The following is a 16654-nucleotide window of genomic DNA, read 5'->3' as shown; positions in this document are numbered from 1 at the left end:
GAGGAGTCGGCCGGAATTGGCGCCGGCGGGGCGGCCGGCCGCCGGAATACAGCACCGGCGAGCCCTGCCTTCCGTCGAGTCGCGGTGGTCGCCGCCCGCGCTGTGGTTCCACGGTGCGTTCGGATCGGTACGCGGCCCTCGTAGACGCATATCCGGCCGAGTTCGGTTTCCGCAGCGAGTTCGGCGGATGACTCTGGCCGGACTGACTCCGGCCCCTTTTCCGGGTGGCCTTCAGCGGACCGTTCAGGCGCAGGTGGCGAGGGCCGCGATCAAACGTTTGACGGGGCTTTCGGTGTTGTAGATGGTGGCAAGCTCCTGCAGCGCCTCCGCGTCGGCGGGGATGGAGTGGAGGTTATCGGGGCGGGACAGGATCACATCCGCGTCGCGGACCACGCGCACCACCGGGGCCGCGGCATCGAGATAGTCGGCGGCGGCGCGGAGTTTGGCGCGGACCCCCTGGGCGAGCTCGGCGCCGGGATCGTCCACGGCGGCGCGTAACGCCTCGAGCGAACCGAACCGGCTGATCAGGGTCGCGGCGGTTTTCTCGCCGATTCCCGGCGCACCGGGCAGCCCATCGGACGAGTCACCACGCAATGTGGCCATATCGGCGTAGGCGGGGCCCGCGTTCTCCGGCGGTACGCCGTATTTGGCCGCTATCTCGGCGGGGCCGAAAAGTTCGGCCTTGGCCAGCCCGCGACCGGCATAGAGCACCCGGACCGGCGGTGCGGGTGTATCGCGCACGAGTTGCAGCAGATCGCGGTCGCCGCTGACCACGACCACCGGATCGGTGCGTTCGGTGGAGGCCAGGGTGCCGAGCACATCGTCGGCCTCGAGGCCGGCCGCGCCGCCGGTGGCGATACCGGCGGCGGCCAGCACCTCCAGAATCATTTCGACCTGCGGTGTCAACCGGTCCGGCACCACTTCGGCACCCGGTTCGGCGTCTGCGGAGGTATCCAGGCGGTGCGTTTTGTAGGTCGGTACCAGATCCACCCGGAACTGCGGGCGCCAATCCAGATCCAGACAGACCACGAGGCGGGTGGGGCGATGCCGGGTGATGAGGGCGGCGACCATATCGATGAATCCGCGCAGCGCGTTCACCGATCTGCCGTCCGGTGCGGTGATCTTGTCCGGGATGGCGTGGAAGGCCCGGAACCACAGACTCGCTCCGTCCAGCAGCAGCAGTGGACGCGGTGTGGATTCGGTCGTAGTCACCCGCCGGAATCTACCGGGCCCTACCGACGGATCCGGTGTACCGCCCCCGGACACCGGGTAAGTTCGAGATCATGAGCGCGCACACGGAGTCACGGTTCGCGGCGGGAATCTACGAGCAGCGACTGGAGCGGGCGGTACAGCTGATCCGCGAAGCGCATCTGGACGCGCTGCTCATCACTCCCGGCCCCGACCTGCGGTATCTCATCGGATCGTCCGCGCAATCGTTCGAGCGGCTCACCTGCCTGGTGATCACCTCCGATAAGGCCACCCCCTCGGTGGTCGTGCCGAAACTGGAGGTGGCCGGGCTGCGGGAATCCGCGGTGGACGAGCTGGGACTGCGCGTCCTGGACTGGGTGGACGGCGTGAACCCCTACGACCTGGTGCAGTCGGCACTGCATATCGGGTCGCGGGTGGCGGTTGCCGATACCATGCCCGCGCTGCATCTTCTGCCGCTCGCGCACAGTTTCAGCGGACTGCCGGTTTCGGCGACCCCGGTGCTGCGGGAACTGCGCATGATCAAGGGCGACGCCGAGATCGAGGCGCTGCGCCGGGCGGGTGCCGCCATCGACCGCGTTCATGCCCGGATGGGCGAATTCCTGCAAGTGGGACGCACCGAGGCCGAGGTCGGGAAGGATATCACCGACGCGATCGTCGCCGAGGAGCATACCGGCGCCGAGTTCGTGATCGTCGGCAGCGGGCCCAACGGTGCCATCCCGCACCACGAGGTGTCGGACCGGCGCATCGAGGCCGGTGATGTAGTGGTCATCGATATCGGCGGCCCGGTGGAACCCGGCTACTACTCCGATTCCACTCGCACCTACGTCCTCGGCGAACCCGATCCGGAGATCGCCGCCCGCTGTGCCGAACTGGAACGGGCGCAGGCCGCCGCCGTCGCCGCCGTACGCCCGGGTGTACCGGCCGCCGCGGTGGATGCGGCGGCCCGTGAACCGCTCGAGGCCGCCGGGCTCGGTGCGGCATTCGTCCACCGCACCGGGCACGGGATCGGCCTGTCGGTGCATGAGGAGCCCTATATCGTCGCGGGCAACGATCTGGAACTGCGCCCCGGCATGGCCTTCAGTATCGAACCCGGGATCTATTTTCCCGGTGAATGGGGCGCCCGGATCGAGGACATCGTGGTCGTCACCGAAGACGGTTGCGTTTCGATGAACCAGCAGCCGCACGGCCTCACCGTCCTGCCCGCCTGACAATCTGCCCGAGCGGAGGCTACCGTCCGGCACACGGCGGCCGCCGCGAACAAGCCGGCTGTCAAGGACTGTCCTTCCGGGCTACGGGCAGCGCGCCTGCGCACGTCCGGCGTCACGGGGGAAGGTGGGTTCTTCCCACTCACCGGCCGCGGCTCAGCAGTGTTTTCTCGATGTCCTTGTCGACCTGTCCGGGCACGAGCACCGTGACCGGGGGTTACCTACTGCCGATGCGCCGTGGCCGTACGCCCGAGCGCTCGGATGAGGAATCGGCAGGCAGCGCGGCACGGTCCGGGATCCCGGGTGAACCCGCCGGCGGGCTCGTCGCCGTTGAAATCCGGGCAGTCAGGCGGTCCGCAAGGCGAGCCCGCACAGTACCCGGTGGACTTCGATCGCGAGTACCACGCGGGTCGGGTTCTCCCGCGGGGTGCGGTATCGCTCGGCGTAGCGGCGTTCGGCCTCCCGGACCTGCACCGGTTCGTCCAGCACCGTGGCGGGGCCCTCGAGGGTGAGCCAGCGCCGACCATCGACCTGCCCCACGGAGGCGTACCCCGACCGGCGTACGTTGCGGGCCTTGACCGAGGCGCCGTCGGTGATCACGCGGACCAGCCCGGTGGCGCCGTCCCAGGTGAAGCCCACCGGCACCACGTGCGGGGTGCCGTCCGCGCGCAGGGTGGTGAGGGTGGCCAGATGCCGTTCGGTGAGGAACTCGACGGCGGCGGCCGACAATTCGACGGTGTGGGTTGCCATATGAGGACCGTAGCCGGTGACCTGTACCGGACTCGGGTCTCCCGGTGCGGGTCGTCACCGGTCCCGGATGACAGACTGAGCGCATGGTTGTGCGTCGTAGACGAGGGATCGACCCGGGCACGGTGCTGGTGCTGGGCGGACGCAGCGAAATCGGTCTGCAGGTGGCGCTGCGGCTGGCACCCGGCCGGGCCGTGGTCCTGGCCGCGCGGCGGTGCGAGGAATTGCACACCGAAACCGCGGCGCTCACCGCGGCCGGGGCAACGGCCGTCCATCCGGTCGAATTCGATGCCGCCGACACCGCGAGCCATCCGGCGCTGCTGGCCAAGATCGTCGCCGACTACGGCCCCGTCGGTGTCGCGGTCCTGGCGTTCGGTGTTCTCGGTGATCAGGCTCTGGCCGAGGCGGACCCCGCCCACGCGCTGGCCGTGGTGCACACCGATTACACCGCCCAGCTCAGCGTCCTCACGGTACTGGCCAACGAGTTCCGTGCCCAGCGAGGCGGACATCTCGTCGTTTTCAGTTCGGTGGCGGGAGTGCGGGTCCGGCGGGCGAACTACGTGTACGGGTCGGCCAAGGCCGGGCTGGACGGTTTCGCCAGCGGTCTGGCCGATGCGCTGCACGGTAGCGGGGTGCATCTGCTGCTCGCCCGCCCGGGTTTCGTGATCGGCCGGATGACCGAGGGGATGAGTCCGGCGCCGTTCTCCAGCACACCCGACCAGGTCGCCGATGCGGTCGTGGGTGCGCTGGGCCGGCGCGCCGCCCGGATCTGGATACCTGGGATTCTGCGCCCGTTGTTTTTCGGAATGCGACTGCTGCCCCAGGCCGTCTGGCGGCGGCTGCCGCGGTGAGTACGTGCACCGGCCGGTGCCGGAATGATCCGGTCGGCGCCGGAGCGGGGCTGCGCCGCGTCGTCCGCCGGGAGCGATCGATATCGGTCCGGCAACACTGTGATCCCCCCGGACCGACCCCGGGGTGCGCGGTATGAGTGCGGACTCGGCGATGTGGTCGGCCGGGCCTCGTATTCCCGTGGTCGGTATCGGCGCCGACGGCTGGGCAGGGCTGTCGGAGACCTCGCGCCAGGCGTTGCGGGAATGCACGGTGCTGCTGGGGTCGGATCGGCAGCTCGGCCTGCTACCTCCCGAGATCGCTGCCGACCGGCAGCCCTGGCCGTCACCGCTGGTACCCGCGCTCCCCGGTCTGCTGGCGGATCTGCGCGGTGCCCGGCTCGGGATACTCGCCAGCGGCGACCCGATGTTCTACGGCATCGGTACGACTCTCGCCCGGTTGCTGGGCCCCGAATCGCTGCGGGTGCTGCCCCAGCCGTCGTCGGCCTCGCTGGCCTGCGCCCGGCTCGGCTGGCCGCTTCCCGAGGTCGGCATCGTGAGCGCGGTCGGCCGGCCGGTCCGGCGGGTACTGCCGGAACTGATCGACGGCCGGCGAGTACTCGTCCTCAGCGCGGATGCCGATACTCCCGCCGAGATCGTAGAACTACTGCGCTCCTACGGTTTCGGGCCCTCCCGTGTGACATTGCTGGAGCAATTGGGTGGCCCGGCTGAGCGGATCGTCTCGGGCCTCGCCGCGGACTGGCGGGAAGTACCCGGTGATCCGCTCAATATTGTCGCGATAGCGGTGGCCGGTGAACCCGGGCATCCGCGCCGCACCCGGCAACCCGGGCTGCCCGATTCCGCGTATACCGGCGACGGTCAACTCACCAAATCGGAGATCCGGGCGCTGACCCTCGCCGCGCTGGCACCGGGACCGGGCGAGATCCTGTGGGATATCGGCGGCGGTTCGGGCAGTATCGCCATCGAATGGTGCCGCACGCATCCATCCTGCCGGGCGGTGACATTCGAAATCCTGGACCGGCGCCGAGAGCAGATTGCCGGAAACGCACGCGCGCTGGGCGTCCCCGATATCGAGATGCGGGGTGAGGCGGTTGCCGAACTCGCCGGTGAGGCCGTACCGGGCGCGCCCGACGCGATCTTCCTCGGAGGCGGCCTCACCACACCGCAACTGTTCGATCTGTGCTGGTCGCGGCTGCCCGCGGGCGGGCGGCTCGTGGCCAATGCCGTCACCGCAGAATCGGAAACACTGCTGATTTCGTGGGCCGGGGAGCACGGCGGGGACTTGCGCCGGTTCCAGATCTACCGAGGGGAGCCGCTGGGGCGTTTCACGACCTGGCGTCCGCAGTTACCGGTGACGCAATGGTCGGTCGTGAAGGGCCGATCGCCCGCTGCTACTGCGTGACTGTGCCATTCGAATGGACGAACCGGACAGCGGGAGTATTCTCGGTGTGCGTTCCGAGCGTGGGTCACCGGGCTCGCGCGCAACGTCGGAGAACACGAGTGAAATACAAGAGATTCGCCGCCACCGCGATCATGGCGGCCGCGGCCACCGGAATCGCCGCCGGCACCGGCTACGCCGCTCCCGCCCCCGCAGCACCGGCCGTCGAACAGCAGGCGAACGCGGTACCGGAGGTCACCGGCCACGACGGCGGCGTCGATTACACGCTGGCCCTCGCCGAGGCCGGTAAATCACTGGTCACCACGGTTTCCGGGGGTGTGTTCAGCCTGGATGCCGCCAACGACGCCGTGGTGCTGACCAATGCCGCCGGGGAACGCCTCACCAGTATTCCACTGAGCCGGCAGGCGGACGGCCAGGTCGTCGCCGTCGCCGCCACCATCGACGAGGACAGCAGCAGGCTGACCCTCACCCCGCAGGCCACCCCCGTGGCGGGTGCGCCGGCGCAGGCCCAATTCATCGGTGCCCAGCAGTGGTTCATGAACGAACTGCAGGACGCCTCGCTGGGGGCGGCCGTCGGTGCGGCCATCGGCGCGGGTATCGGATTCCTGTTCCTCGGAATCGGCCTGCTCCCGGGGGCCATCATCGGTGCCGGAATCGGGCTCGCCGTGGCCGGTGGGCCGCCACTGCTGGATTCGGCCATGGCCTACTTCAGCGGGCAGCCCTGAGAATTCTGCTGCTGGGCGGCACCGGGGAGGCCCGGGAACTGGCCCATGCACTGGCCGGCGCGCGAGGGCTTGAGATCGTGTCCTCGCTTGCCGGTCGCGTATCGGATCCGGTCCGTCCCGGTGGGATCGTTCGGGTGGGCGGCTTCGGCGGTGCCGAGGGATTACGGAATTGGTTGACAGGTAACGCCATAGAGCTGATCGTGGATGCCACCCATCCGTTCGCGGCGACCATGACCGCACATGCCGCGCGGGCGAGCGCGGAGCTGGGCTTGCCCATGATCCGGCTGAACCGGCCGGGCTGGACCCCCGTCCCGGGCGATCACTGGCTGCGGGTCCCGGATATGGCCGCGGCCGCCCGGGTCTCCGCGGAGACCGGCGACCGGATCCTGCTCACCATCGGCCGGCAGGGGGTCGGTGCATTCGCCGGATACACCCGCCCGTGGTACCTGATCCGCACCATAGATCCACCCGACGCCGCGTTGCCGCCGCGCCACGAGGTCCTGCTCGCCCGCGGGCCATTCACAGTGGAGTCGGAAAGCGCGTTACTGGCGCAACAACGTATCGAGGTGCTCGTCACCAAGGACAGCGGGGGTGCGGCTACCTCCGCCAAACTCGCCGCGGCCCGGGAAGCGGGCATTCCCGTGGTGATGGTCGACCGGCCCCCGGCACCGCCCGGGCTCGTCGAGGTCACGTCCCTCGGCGCCGCGCGGGAATGGGTTATCGATTATGCTGCCGCGCACCGTGGTCGGACCCCGGAGCGCAGGTAGGGCTGGTTCGTGCGGTGACCTGGCCGAGGCAGGACGGGCGTCCGGAATCGGCTGGGCCACCACCCACCTCTGCGCCGCCCGCGGTGACACCGTGACCCCGGCCGCGGCTCGGCGAGGAACCGGGCCCGGTTCAGTGTTCGGCACGGCGGAGCCGCGGTGCGGCCGGGCAAGGCAATCGCTGTCGAACCCATCGTGTGGCCCCGTGTCGGTGCGCACGCCGAGACCGGAGACGAATAGTAGACAGGCATTGCGGGTGCGGGCCAGGACGACCCACGATCGGTCACCGAGGCTCCTCGCAAGCTCGGAGCGCCTCAACCACCGGCCGGCCTATTGATTCATTCTTGCTGCGTCGGTGGGAAAGAACGTAGCCGGGCGCACGGGCCCGATTCGTACCGGAGGTGGAAGGCCGGTCCGGGAGGAAAGTGAGGGGACTAGATCTCAGGGGCCAGGATTTCCGGTAACCGGTCGAACCACTCCAGAACGGCACGCTCGTAACCGATCCCGAACTCCAGAGTGGCGCGCGCGTACGGTGGCATGGTCCGGGCCGACTCGGCCTGGTAACGGTCCAGCCGCTCCTGGTGTACCTTTCGGCTGTTCTCGATGATGGCGGCCAGATGGGTGCGGTCCACGTGGCCACCGAAATGCAGGGTGAGCAGCAGCGGGAATCGAATGGTCTCCGCGCCGGGATCGCGGGCGATCCATTCGGCGAACTCCGCGCGCCCGGCCTCGGTGATCCGGTACGGGGTGCGCTCCCGGGCGCCGGTTTCCCCTTTCACCACCAGGCCTGCGGTATCCATGGTGGCAAGCTCCCGATAGACCTGGCTCTGGGTGATGGTCCAGAAATCGCCGATCCGGTCCTGCGCGAGGGTCACCAGATCCCACCCGGACATCGGTCCCTCGTGCAGGAAACCCAGCAACGAGGCGGCCGTGGAGTTCAATGGCCGCTTCCGATTGCCGTTCACCACATAACCCCTTTCCCCGACGTTATTCCATAGTGGAATGCTATCGGATCGGGGTTTCAGCCGTGATATCGCCGTGCGGTGAAAACTCGTGGCGCGTCGTCTCCACCGACCAGAGCGGTAGTGGAGGCGCCGATGATCAGCAGGGTGCGCATATCCACCTCGGCAGGTTCGAGCTCGCCGAGCGGCACCACCCGTACCGATTCCTGTGGACCCCCGACATCGCGGCCGAGAACGACCGGAGTTTCCGGCGCGCGATGCTCGAGCAGGACGTCCTTCATCGCCCCGACCTGCCATCTGCGTTTACTGGACGCCGGGTTGTAGATCGCGATCGCCATATCGGCGGCAGCGACCGCCGCCAGTCGTTGCGCCACGACTTCCCACGGTTTCAGGCGGTCCGACAGCGAGATGGTCGCGTAATCGTGCCCCAGTGGTGCGCCCACCCGGCTGGCTACGGCGTTCGCCGCCGTCACCCCCGGAAATACCCGTACCGGCACCCCGGCCCACTGCGGGTCGGCGGATTCCTCGAGCACCGCGGCCGCCATGGCGAACACCCCGGGGTCGCCGGAGGACACCACGACGACCTGCCCACCGCGCGCGGCGAGATCCAGTGCCATGGCGGCGCGTTCGGATTCCACTCGGTTGTCGCTGGCATGGCGGCGCTGCCCGGTGCGCATCGGAACCCGGTCGATATAGGTGGTGTAGCCGACGAGATCGGTCGCGGCGGCGAGCGCCGCGGTGACCTCCGGAGTGGTCCACGCGGTATCGCCCGGGCCGAGTCCGACGACGACGACTTCGCCCGTGCCCGTCCCGGATTGCGTCGGCGTTCCGGCAGGACCGGGTTCGCGGTGTGCGTCGCGGGCTCCGGATGCCGGGCTCGCGACGATATCGCGCGCCGCGGCAGCACGGCCTCGGTCCCGATCCGGTAGGTCGCCGGTGGTGCCGTGGTTCGTGGCCGCGACCGGTACGGTCGTCGGTTCCGGTCCGGGCACGATGGTGATCGCGAAATACGGGACCTGTGATTCGTCCACATCACCGGCGGCCAGGACGCGTTCGCGGCCGGTGCTGGCCCGTTCCACATAGTAGGCGCGGTCGAGCCGGCCGGAGTCGGCGAGCGCCTTGCGGACGGCCGGATAGGTGCGGCCGAGTTTCATGATCGCGGCCGCATCGCTGCCGGCGAGCCGGCGGGTGAGTTCCTCGGGCGCCATGGTGCCGGGGAGCACGGTCAGTACCTGTTCGCCCTCGACGAGCGGCATACCCAGGGCCGCTGTCGCCGCGCTCACCGAGGTGACACCGGGAATGATCTCCGCTTCGAACCGGTCGGCCAGCCGCCGGTGCATATGCATATACGAGCTGTAGAACAGCGGATCCCCGGCGGCCAGCAACGCCACCGACCGGCCCGCAGCGAGGTGCGCGGCCAGCCGCTCGGCGGCCGCGGCGTAGAACTCGTCGATGGCGCCCTGATAGCCGCCCGGATGGTCGGTGGTCTCGGTGGTCACCGGATAGACCAGATGCTCCTCGAGCTGCCCCGGCCGCATATACGGTTCCGCGATCCCGCGCGAGATACTGCGGCCGTGGCGGGCGCTGTGGAACGCGATCACATCGGCTTCGGCGATGATCCGCGCCGCCTTCACCGTCACCAGTTCTGGGTCTCCGGGACCCAGTCCGACACCCCAGAGTTTTCCGGTCCGCACGGTCATTCCTCTTCGCTCGCGATCGCGTTCAGGGCCGAGGCGGTGATCGCGCTACCGCCGCGCCGTCCACGGACGGTCAGATATTCCAGCCCCGAACTCTCGGTGAGGGCTTCCTTGGACTCGGCGGCGCCGACGAAGCCCACCGGGATACCCAGTACCGCAGCGGGTACGGGGCCACCGGCCGCGACCATGTCCAACAGGTGGAACAGCGCGGTCGGCGCGTTTCCGACGGCCACCACGGCCCCCTCGAGACGGTCGCGCCACAGTTCGAGCGCGGCTGCCGAGCGGGTGGTCCCGAGCCGGGCCGCGAGATCGGGGACCCGCGGGTCGCGCAGCAGGCACAGCACCTCGTTGTCGGCGGGTAACCGGGTACGGGTGACGCCCGACGCCACCATGTTGGCATCACACAGGATGGGCGCGCCGCCCCGCAGAGCACCCCGCGCCGCCGCCACCACACCGGGCGTGAACGCGATATCGCCCGCCAGATCGACCTGCCCGCAACCGTGGATCATCCGCACCACCACCTGTGCGATATCCGCCGGAAACCGATCCAGCTCGGCTTCGGAGCGGATGATCGAGAACGATCGGCGATAGATCTCGCCCGCGTCGGTGAGATAGCCGGTGCATGTGTCGGACATGGGCATACCTTATGCGGGGCCGCGCCGGGCGGGCAGGTGTGGGTCCGGCCGCCCGTACCGGCGCCCGTGCCTGCGCGGCGCCGGTCCTGCGTCGTTCGCGCGGTGGTTCCCGCCGGGAAATACACGGTATGACTCCGCTCGGTCCTGAACTCACCGAGGTCACGAACGCACCACGGCCGGACGTCCGGCCGATCGCGGGTTCGCGAGCCGGTTCGGCACGTTGCCGACCCTGCTCCGTAGAGTCGGCACGGCCGGCCCGTGCTCGAGGCGCCGACGTCGGTGCGAAAAGGGAGGAAGCATCGGCCGCGCCCGATCCGATGCAATGGCATCCGTCCACGCGTCCGGACCTGACGAACGTGGTGTTCCTGGGGAATCAGGTCGACTCCCCGTTCATCGAGGTGGGTGCATTCACCCACTTCGACGACGAGGGCAGTGGTGTGCCGTTCCAGGACGGCAATGTCCTCTACAACTACGGCCCGCAACGGCTGGTGATCGGCCGGTTCACCGCGATCGCTCCGCGGGCGGCGTTCCTGATGCCCGGAGGCAACCATCCCATGGCCGGCCCGTCCACCTATCCGTTCACCATGTTCGGCGGTACGTGGGCGGAGAACACCCTGGAGGTCTTCAGCGCGATCGATCCACTGCCCGATACGGTGATCGGCAACGACGTGTGGATAGGCCGGTCGGCCACGATCATGCCCGGGGTCCGGATCGGTGACGGCGCCGTGGTCGCCGCGCATTCGGTGGTGACCAAGGATGTCGAACCGTATGCGATCGTGGCGGGTAATCCGGCACGTACCGTCCGCACCCGTTTCGCCCCCGACGAGATCGAGACGCTGCTGCGGGTCCGGTGGTGGGACTGGCCGACCGAGGTGATCACCGAGCACACCGCCCTCATCATGGGCGGCACTCCGGACGATCTGCCGGCCGTGGCGCAGACGCACGGAACAGTGTGAACCGCCTGATGCCGGTGGTCGTTCACGCGCCGACGGATACATAGCCCCAGACTTCGGTTTCTCGACTTCGTCGATACCGCGGCGGTGACGGCGCGGTATCGACGGGAACTGGCCGGAATCCGGCGATTCGACGGCCGACGCAGTGATCGGCACGCTCCTTGCGGCCCGCGAACGGTTTCCCCGGCTCCGGGCCGTCCTCCTCGGTGATATCACCTTTCACCGCAGCTCATGGCTCCATAGGATGGGTCCATCCGCCGATTCACGAGGAGCCACCGTGACCACGTATCGCGCAGTTCATCGCATTCTCGGCTTCATCTCCGCACTCGCCGCCGCGGTCGCGCTCATCGCCGCCTCCGCCGCCGCGCAGCCACCACCCGCGGGTCCGGCGCCCGTACCCGCTCTGGACCTGGACCGCTATCTGGGTACCTGGAATCAACTCGCGGCCGTCCCACAGCCCTTCAATCTGGAATGTGCCCGCGATACCCGCGCCGAGTACACGCCGGACCCGCAGGGCAATATCGCGGTGTACAACAGGTGCACGACCTGGTCGGGGGGTAGCAACGAGATCAGGGGTACCGCGAAGGTCACCGATCCCTTCTCTCGCGCGCAACTGCACGTCGGTTTCCCGGGGGTGCCCGGTCAGGACTCGATCGACGGGCCGCCCAACTACATCGTCACCGCACTCGCTCCCGACTACTCGTGGGCCGTGGTCACCGACCCGAGCAGGCTTTCCGGTTTCGTCCTGGCGCGGGGCGTGGCGCTGGACGCCGCGGCCTGGCGGCAGGTGCGTACCGCGATCGAAGCGGCGGGGCAGAGCCCGTGCATCTACCTCACGTCACCGGCTACCGGTGGTATCGCGGATATCGCTCCGCTGTGCTTGCGCTGAGATACCCGACCCGCCACGGAGGAGGTCGTGGACCGGACCGGCCGGGACTCCGCTCCGGCATCCTCACGTTTCGTGACAGCGGCGATCGTCTGCCGGTTTTCAGCGCCGGCAGTCCAGCCGCAACATCGATTTCCGGCCCCACTGCCTGCCCCGCCGTGGCGGCGGAAACGGCCCAGTAGGAGCGTGAGTACGAAGGCCCGGAACTTGTTGCCGTACTCGGCTGTCAGCGCCCGCTTCGCTGTGCGCACCTGATCGGCGGGCAATATCCGGGCGGTTCCGGGGCGCAGGCCGGGAGATCCACGCCACACGTCTGTGGCGCCGGGCGTGGCGGGGTGGCCGACGGCATAATCCCCGGTATGGCTGACAACTGGAACACGCAGATCATCGAGGAATTCCGGGAAAACGAGGGTCGCGTCGGTGGGCCTTTCGAGGGTGCGCCGATACTGCTGGTGCATCACCGCGGCCGCAGAAGTGGGCGCGAATCCGTGGCCCCGACGATGTATCTGCCCGACGAGCAGAATCCCGCCGACCTCGTCTACGTATTCGCCAGTAAGGCCGGTGCGCCCACCAACCCGGACTGGTATTACAACCTCACCACGGCCGGGCAGGCGACGGTGGAGCGCGGTACCGAGACCTATCCGGTTACCGTCACCGAGGTATCGGGTGCCGAACGGGACCGGATCTATGCCGAACAGGCCCGCCGCTACCCGGGATTCGCCGAGTACGAGGAGAAGGCCCGCGGGATCCGCACGATTCCGGTGCTCGCCCTGCGGCGCGCGTAACGCCTGGCGAGCACCGCGCTCACCGGTCGGCGTCGGTATAGCGGATGATGCCGCGGATATTGCGTCCGGCGAGCATGTCCTGATAGCCCTCGTTGATGTCCTCGAGCCGGTACTGCCGGGTGACCATATCGTCGAGATTGAGTTTGCCCACCTGGTACATCGACAGCAGGTGCGGGATATCGTAGTGCGGGTTGCCGCCGCCGAAGATGGTGCCCTGCAGGTTCTTCTGCAGCAGCGACAGCATCGACAGGTTCAGGGTGGCCTGGTTCTCGGTGAGGCTGCCCATGGCGGTGAGTACGCAGGTACCCGCCTTGGCGGTGATTCCCATCCAGCTGTCGACATCCTCACCGTGCACTTCGCCGACGGTGACGATCACCTTCTTGGCCATACCGCCCCAGGTGATCTCCGCGCATGCGGCGGTCGCCTCTTCGATGGTGGCGTAGGCGTGGGTGGCGCCGAATTTCAGTGCCTGTTCGCGCTTCCACGGCACCGGGTCGACCGTGAAGATGTATCGGGCGCCGGCGTGAACGGCGCCCTGTAGCGCCGAGATACCCACTCCGCCCAGGCCGATGATCGCGACATCGTCGCCGGGCCGGATGTCGGCGGTGCGCACCGCCGATCCGTAGCCGGTGGTGACACCGCAGCCCACCAGGCAGGCGACCTCGAACGGGATCGACGGATCGATCTTCACCACCGAACTCTCGTGCACCACCATGTACGGAGAGAAGGTGCCCAGCAGGGCCATCGGGTAGACGTCCTGGCCGCGGGCCTGGATCCGGAACGACCCGTCGGTCACCGAGGTGCCCGCGAGCAGTAACGCACCCAGGTCGCAGAGGTTGCGCAATCCGGCCTGACACGACGGGCATTTCCCGCAGGACGGGATGAAGGACAGCACCACGTGATCGCCCACCGCGAGGTCCTCGACCGCCTCGCCGACTTCGATGATCTTGCCTGCGCCCTCGTGACCGCCGAGGACCGGGAAGCCCATCATCGGGATACCGCCGGTGACCAGATGGTGGTCGGAATGGCACATCCCCGCGGCTTCGAGCTCGACTTTGACCTCGTGTTTACGAGGGTCGCCGATTTCGATCTCCTCGATCTGCCATGGCTGGTTGAATTCCCAGATGAGAGCGCCTTTGGTCTTCATCGTGTACTCGCTTTCTCAGCGCCCCGGGCCCGCCGCGCCGCCGGGCAATGGGCTCCGAACTCACATGAACATCTGTATGGACAAGAGTCCGGACAACGATACGACATAGTGGCTCCGAGGGGGCCGCTATTCGCCGAGCGCGGTGTTCTTCGGGCACCCGGAAAGACGAGAGAGTGAGATGGTGAACTAACATCCGTCTCATAGCTTCGCCTCGGAGAGAGAAGGAGATCGGACCATGGGTGCTCCGAACACCGCCGTTCCGCTTGCCCCGGCCGGCGCGCCGATCGGCCCGGGTTCGCTGACCTGGAAGTACGCCGGCGATCTGCGGAACATGTTGTTCCTCGGGCGCACCGGCATCCTGCAGAACATGCATCCGGCGGTAGGCGCCGCGCTCCAGGACCATTCGAACTTCTTCGCCGACCCCTGGGATCGCCTGATCCGTTCCCTGCCGCAGATCCAGGGCATGATCTACGACGCCGATGCCGAGGAGCAGGCCGCCCGCGTCCGCGACTACCACCGCCCGCTGAAGGGCACCGACTCCCGGGGCGAGCGCTACCACGCGCTGAACCCGGATGTGTACTGGTGGACCCACGCCACGTTCGTCGAACTCACCCTGGCCCTCAACGAGCATTTCGGCACACCGCTGACCGCCGCGGAGAAGGATCAGCTGATCGCCGAAGGGGTCACCTGGTGGCGGATGTACGGACTGTCCGACCGGGTGCTGGTCACGAATTACGCCGAGTTCGAGGAGTATTGGAACCGCACCATCGACGAGGTGCTGGAATCGAATGCGACCACCGATTTCGCGCTCCGCCTCGGCAGCGTCCGGATCCCCGCCATGCCCGGTATCCCGGAGCCGATGTGGTCGGTGATCTGGCGCCCGGTCATGGCGTTCAATGTCTGGCTGGCCAATGCGCTCATGCCCGAACGAGCCCGCGAAATTCTGGATCTGCGCTGGCGTCCGCTCGATCAGAAACTCTTCGGCCTCTTCGCGGCAACGGTGCGAACCGTCTGGCCGCTGCTTCCGGAGCGCCTGCGCTACGCGCCGCGCGCGTACGCCGGAATCGAGCGGGTTCGCAAGGCCTGAGAGGATAGCCCGAGGGGCGCATATCGGCGCCGCAACTGTCGAGGGCGTGTGTGGTGAGGGCACCTGCGTTACCAACCGGTCGGCGTCGTGCCGAGTGCCCGGCCGTTCAGGCGACAGCCAGTGGTGCTGCCACCGTTCGGCCGAAAGAGCTGGGAGGGATGAGCTGGGCCCGCCGGGCACTCAGCGTGGTTCGACCGCATTCGCCCCACGGCGGAGCGCGGTTCGCCCGGCCGTTTCCGGAGTTTGCTGCCCGATGCGGGAGGGGGGTCCGGTCGGTCGCACCGGTCATCACGGTGATGTCGCTGCTCACCGGGGCCGGTGGGCTCCGGCCGGTAGTCGCCGCCGTGACGACCGGCCGCGCGGTGCGAGCTCGAACTCCGCTGGGTGGGGGGTCAGTCGATCGGGGAAACGACCCGGTAGCCCGCCGGTGTAGCGGTGACCTCGGTGACCGGCCCGGCCGGTCGCCCGCAGTGCCGGTCGCAACCGGACCAGTGTTGCCGGCCGGCCGTGACGATCGCCGCGGCGGAGACCGCGTCGGCTTCCGCAGTTGCTGCTGCGGTGGTGCGGCCCGTTTCCACGGCGGTCGCGGCATCGGCGCGGATATCGGTATGCGATTTCGCGCAACCCGGCCGGCCCGCGCAGGCGGTGATCCGCAACCACGGTGAGTCGGCGTCGAAGAGCAGTCCCATCGGCGCCAGCACTCGGACCACCTGCTCGGCCGCTGCTTCACCGAGATCGGCGACAATCAGGCTGCGCCACGGGGTGAGCAGGATCGGGCGTTCGATCGCGGCCAGGAATTCGGCCGTGCGGGCGGGCAGGGAACCCAAGCGCACACCGGCGCCGAGTGCGACGAGCCCGTCGTCCTGTGGGAGCCAGCCGATCGGCGGACCGGCCGGGTCGGTGAATTCCAGACGTTCGGTGCCGGGGGAGCGGCCCAGCCGGGCAGTGAGGCGTTCGGTGCCGCCGTCGATCTCCTGGAGACGCCAGTGGCCGCTCCCGATTTCCAGGAAGCCGTGCGCGGCTGCCAGCACGGTATCGACCACCTCGGTGGCCGATACCCGGACTCCGCTGTCCCGGCCGGCCAGCAGCAGGGCGAAACGGTCGTCGCCGAGGCCGTGTATGCCGATATCGGGATGCAGGGCGCTCGTATCGCCGCGGCCGTCGTCCAGCGTGAACAACACACGGCCGGGGAGGCCGGCCAGTTGCGGGGAGCCGAGCAGGCCGGTATCGAGTGCGGTCACCAGCGGCCGGATATCGGGGTGCGGGCCGATACGCCCGGACAGTGGGGAGGCGATGATATTGCGGACCCGCTCATGGGTCCGGCTCGGCAGGAGCCCGGCGTCGCCCAAGAGGTCCGCGAGTGCGCCGGTGTCGCGTACCCGCCGGAGTTGCACATTGCCGCGAGAGGTCAGTTCGATATTTCCGTCGCCCAGCCGGTGCGCGGCCTCCGCGAGTGCCTGGATCTGCGTGGGTGTCAGTTGTCCGCCGGGGACGCGGATTCGCGCCAGCGGTCCGTCGGCGGCCTGGTGTAGCCGGAGGATGCCGGGGCAGGAATCGGCGGTGGTGCGTGACATAACCCGACCAGGATACGAGGTCGGTACCGGG

At 68.6% G+C, this 16654-nt stretch carries 16 protein-coding genes; 9 read left to right on the top strand and 7 right to left on the bottom strand.

Going from position 1 to position 16654, the window contains the following annotated elements:
- Positions 1-243: 243 nt before the first annotated feature.
- Positions 244-1212: a 5'-3' exonuclease gene (locus NFL01S_RS23645; protein ID WP_062978464.1), complete on the bottom strand. Its 969-nt coding sequence runs from the start codon at positions 1210-1212 to the stop codon at positions 244-246.
- 71 nt (positions 1213-1283) lie between these two features.
- On the opposite strand from NFL01S_RS23645, the gene NFL01S_RS23640 reads away from it, so the two are divergent.
- Entirely contained in the window at positions 1284-2417 is a 1134-nt protein-coding gene (locus NFL01S_RS23640; protein WP_062978547.1) for a M24 family metallopeptidase, read from the top strand.
- A gap of 342 nt (positions 2418-2759) precedes the next feature.
- Here NFL01S_RS23640 and NFL01S_RS23635 read toward each other — a convergent pair whose 3' ends face one another.
- Positions 2760-3164, bottom strand: coding sequence for a PPOX class F420-dependent oxidoreductase (locus tag NFL01S_RS23635; protein ID WP_062978463.1), 405 nt, complete (start codon positions 3162-3164; stop codon positions 2760-2762).
- An 83-nt stretch (positions 3165-3247) separates the two neighbouring features.
- Here NFL01S_RS23635 and dprE2 point away from each other — a divergent pair, with 83 nt between their 5' ends.
- The 4 genes from dprE2 (at position 3248) to NFL01S_RS23615 (ending at position 6900) form a co-directional block, all read left to right on the top strand.
- Positions 3248-4012 carry a decaprenylphospho-beta-D-erythro-pentofuranosid-2-ulose 2-reductase gene (gene dprE2, locus NFL01S_RS23630; protein WP_062978462.1) on the top strand — a complete coding sequence of 255 codons (765 nt, stop codon included), beginning with the start codon at positions 3248-3250 and terminating at the stop codon, positions 4010-4012.
- 133 nt (positions 4013-4145) lie between these two features.
- Positions 4146-5411 (top strand): bifunctional cobalt-precorrin-7 (C(5))-methyltransferase/cobalt-precorrin-6B (C(15))-methyltransferase, encoded by a 1266-nt coding sequence (locus NFL01S_RS23625; RefSeq protein ID WP_062978461.1) that lies wholly within the window; start codon positions 4146-4148, stop codon positions 5409-5411.
- A 98-nt stretch (positions 5412-5509) separates the two neighbouring features.
- Entirely contained in the window at positions 5510-6133 is a 624-nt protein-coding gene (locus NFL01S_RS23620) for a DUF8020 domain-containing protein (RefSeq protein WP_062978460.1), read from the top strand.
- On the top strand, positions 6130-6900 hold the full coding sequence (locus NFL01S_RS23615; protein ID WP_062978546.1) for a cobalt-precorrin-6A reductase: 771 nt from the start codon (positions 6130-6132) through the stop codon (positions 6898-6900). The genes NFL01S_RS23620 and NFL01S_RS23615 overlap by 4 nt, the downstream gene beginning before the upstream one ends.
- 431 nt (positions 6901-7331) lie before the next feature.
- Here NFL01S_RS23615 and NFL01S_RS23610 read toward each other — a convergent pair whose 3' ends face one another.
- From NFL01S_RS23610 to NFL01S_RS23600, 3 genes are all read right to left on the bottom strand, one after another.
- A complete protein-coding gene (locus NFL01S_RS23610) occupies positions 7332-7790 on the bottom strand; it encodes a PadR family transcriptional regulator (protein WP_084493191.1) in 459 nt (152 codons plus the stop codon).
- Positions 7791-7918: 128 nt separating this feature from the next.
- On the bottom strand, positions 7919-9559 hold the full coding sequence (locus NFL01S_RS23605) for a precorrin-2 C(20)-methyltransferase (protein WP_062978458.1): 1641 nt from the start codon (positions 9557-9559) through the stop codon (positions 7919-7921).
- The gene (locus NFL01S_RS23600; RefSeq protein ID WP_062978457.1) at positions 9556-10191 is read right to left on the bottom strand and encodes a precorrin-8X methylmutase; all 636 of its coding nucleotides are present in this window, start codon (positions 10189-10191) and stop codon (positions 9556-9558) included. The genes NFL01S_RS23605 and NFL01S_RS23600 overlap by 4 nt, the downstream gene beginning before the upstream one ends.
- 317 nt (positions 10192-10508) lie before the next feature.
- On the opposite strand from NFL01S_RS23600, the gene NFL01S_RS37360 reads away from it, so the two are divergent.
- The 3 genes from NFL01S_RS37360 to NFL01S_RS23580 all read left to right on the top strand — a co-directional run bounded on the left by NFL01S_RS37360 (position 10509) and on the right by NFL01S_RS23580 (position 12815).
- Entirely contained in the window at positions 10509-11147 is a 639-nt protein-coding gene (locus NFL01S_RS37360; RefSeq protein WP_062978545.1) for a CatB-related O-acetyltransferase, read from the top strand.
- Between the two features lie 274 nt (positions 11148-11421).
- The gene (locus tag NFL01S_RS23585) at positions 11422-12033 is read left to right on the top strand and encodes a lipocalin family protein (protein ID WP_245670843.1); all 612 of its coding nucleotides are present in this window, start codon (positions 11422-11424) and stop codon (positions 12031-12033) included.
- 356 nt (positions 12034-12389) lie between these two features.
- On the top strand, positions 12390-12815 hold the full coding sequence (locus NFL01S_RS23580) for a nitroreductase family deazaflavin-dependent oxidoreductase (protein ID WP_062978454.1): 426 nt from the start codon (positions 12390-12392) through the stop codon (positions 12813-12815).
- Positions 12816-12834: 19 nt separating this feature from the next.
- Here NFL01S_RS23580 and NFL01S_RS23575 read toward each other — a convergent pair whose 3' ends face one another.
- A complete protein-coding gene (locus NFL01S_RS23575) occupies positions 12835-13962 on the bottom strand; it encodes an NDMA-dependent alcohol dehydrogenase (RefSeq protein WP_062978453.1) in 1128 nt (375 codons plus the stop codon).
- A 235-nt stretch (positions 13963-14197) separates the two neighbouring features.
- On the opposite strand from NFL01S_RS23575, the gene NFL01S_RS23570 reads away from it, so the two are divergent.
- Entirely contained in the window at positions 14198-15049 is an 852-nt protein-coding gene (locus tag NFL01S_RS23570) for an oxygenase MpaB family protein (protein WP_062978452.1), read from the top strand.
- Between the two features lie 392 nt (positions 15050-15441).
- On the opposite strand, the gene cobG is transcribed toward NFL01S_RS23570, so the two are convergent.
- Positions 15442-16623, bottom strand: coding sequence for a precorrin-3B synthase (cobG, locus tag NFL01S_RS23565; RefSeq protein WP_062978451.1), 1182 nt, complete (start codon positions 16621-16623; stop codon positions 15442-15444).
- Positions 16624-16654 lie beyond the last annotated feature (31 nt).

This window comes from Nocardia flavorosea NBRC 108225, assembly GCF_001613385.1.
Classification (GTDB): Bacteria; Actinomycetota; Actinomycetes; order Mycobacteriales; family Mycobacteriaceae; genus Nocardia; species Nocardia flavorosea.
This window is presented reverse-complemented; position numbering and strand designations above follow the sequence as displayed.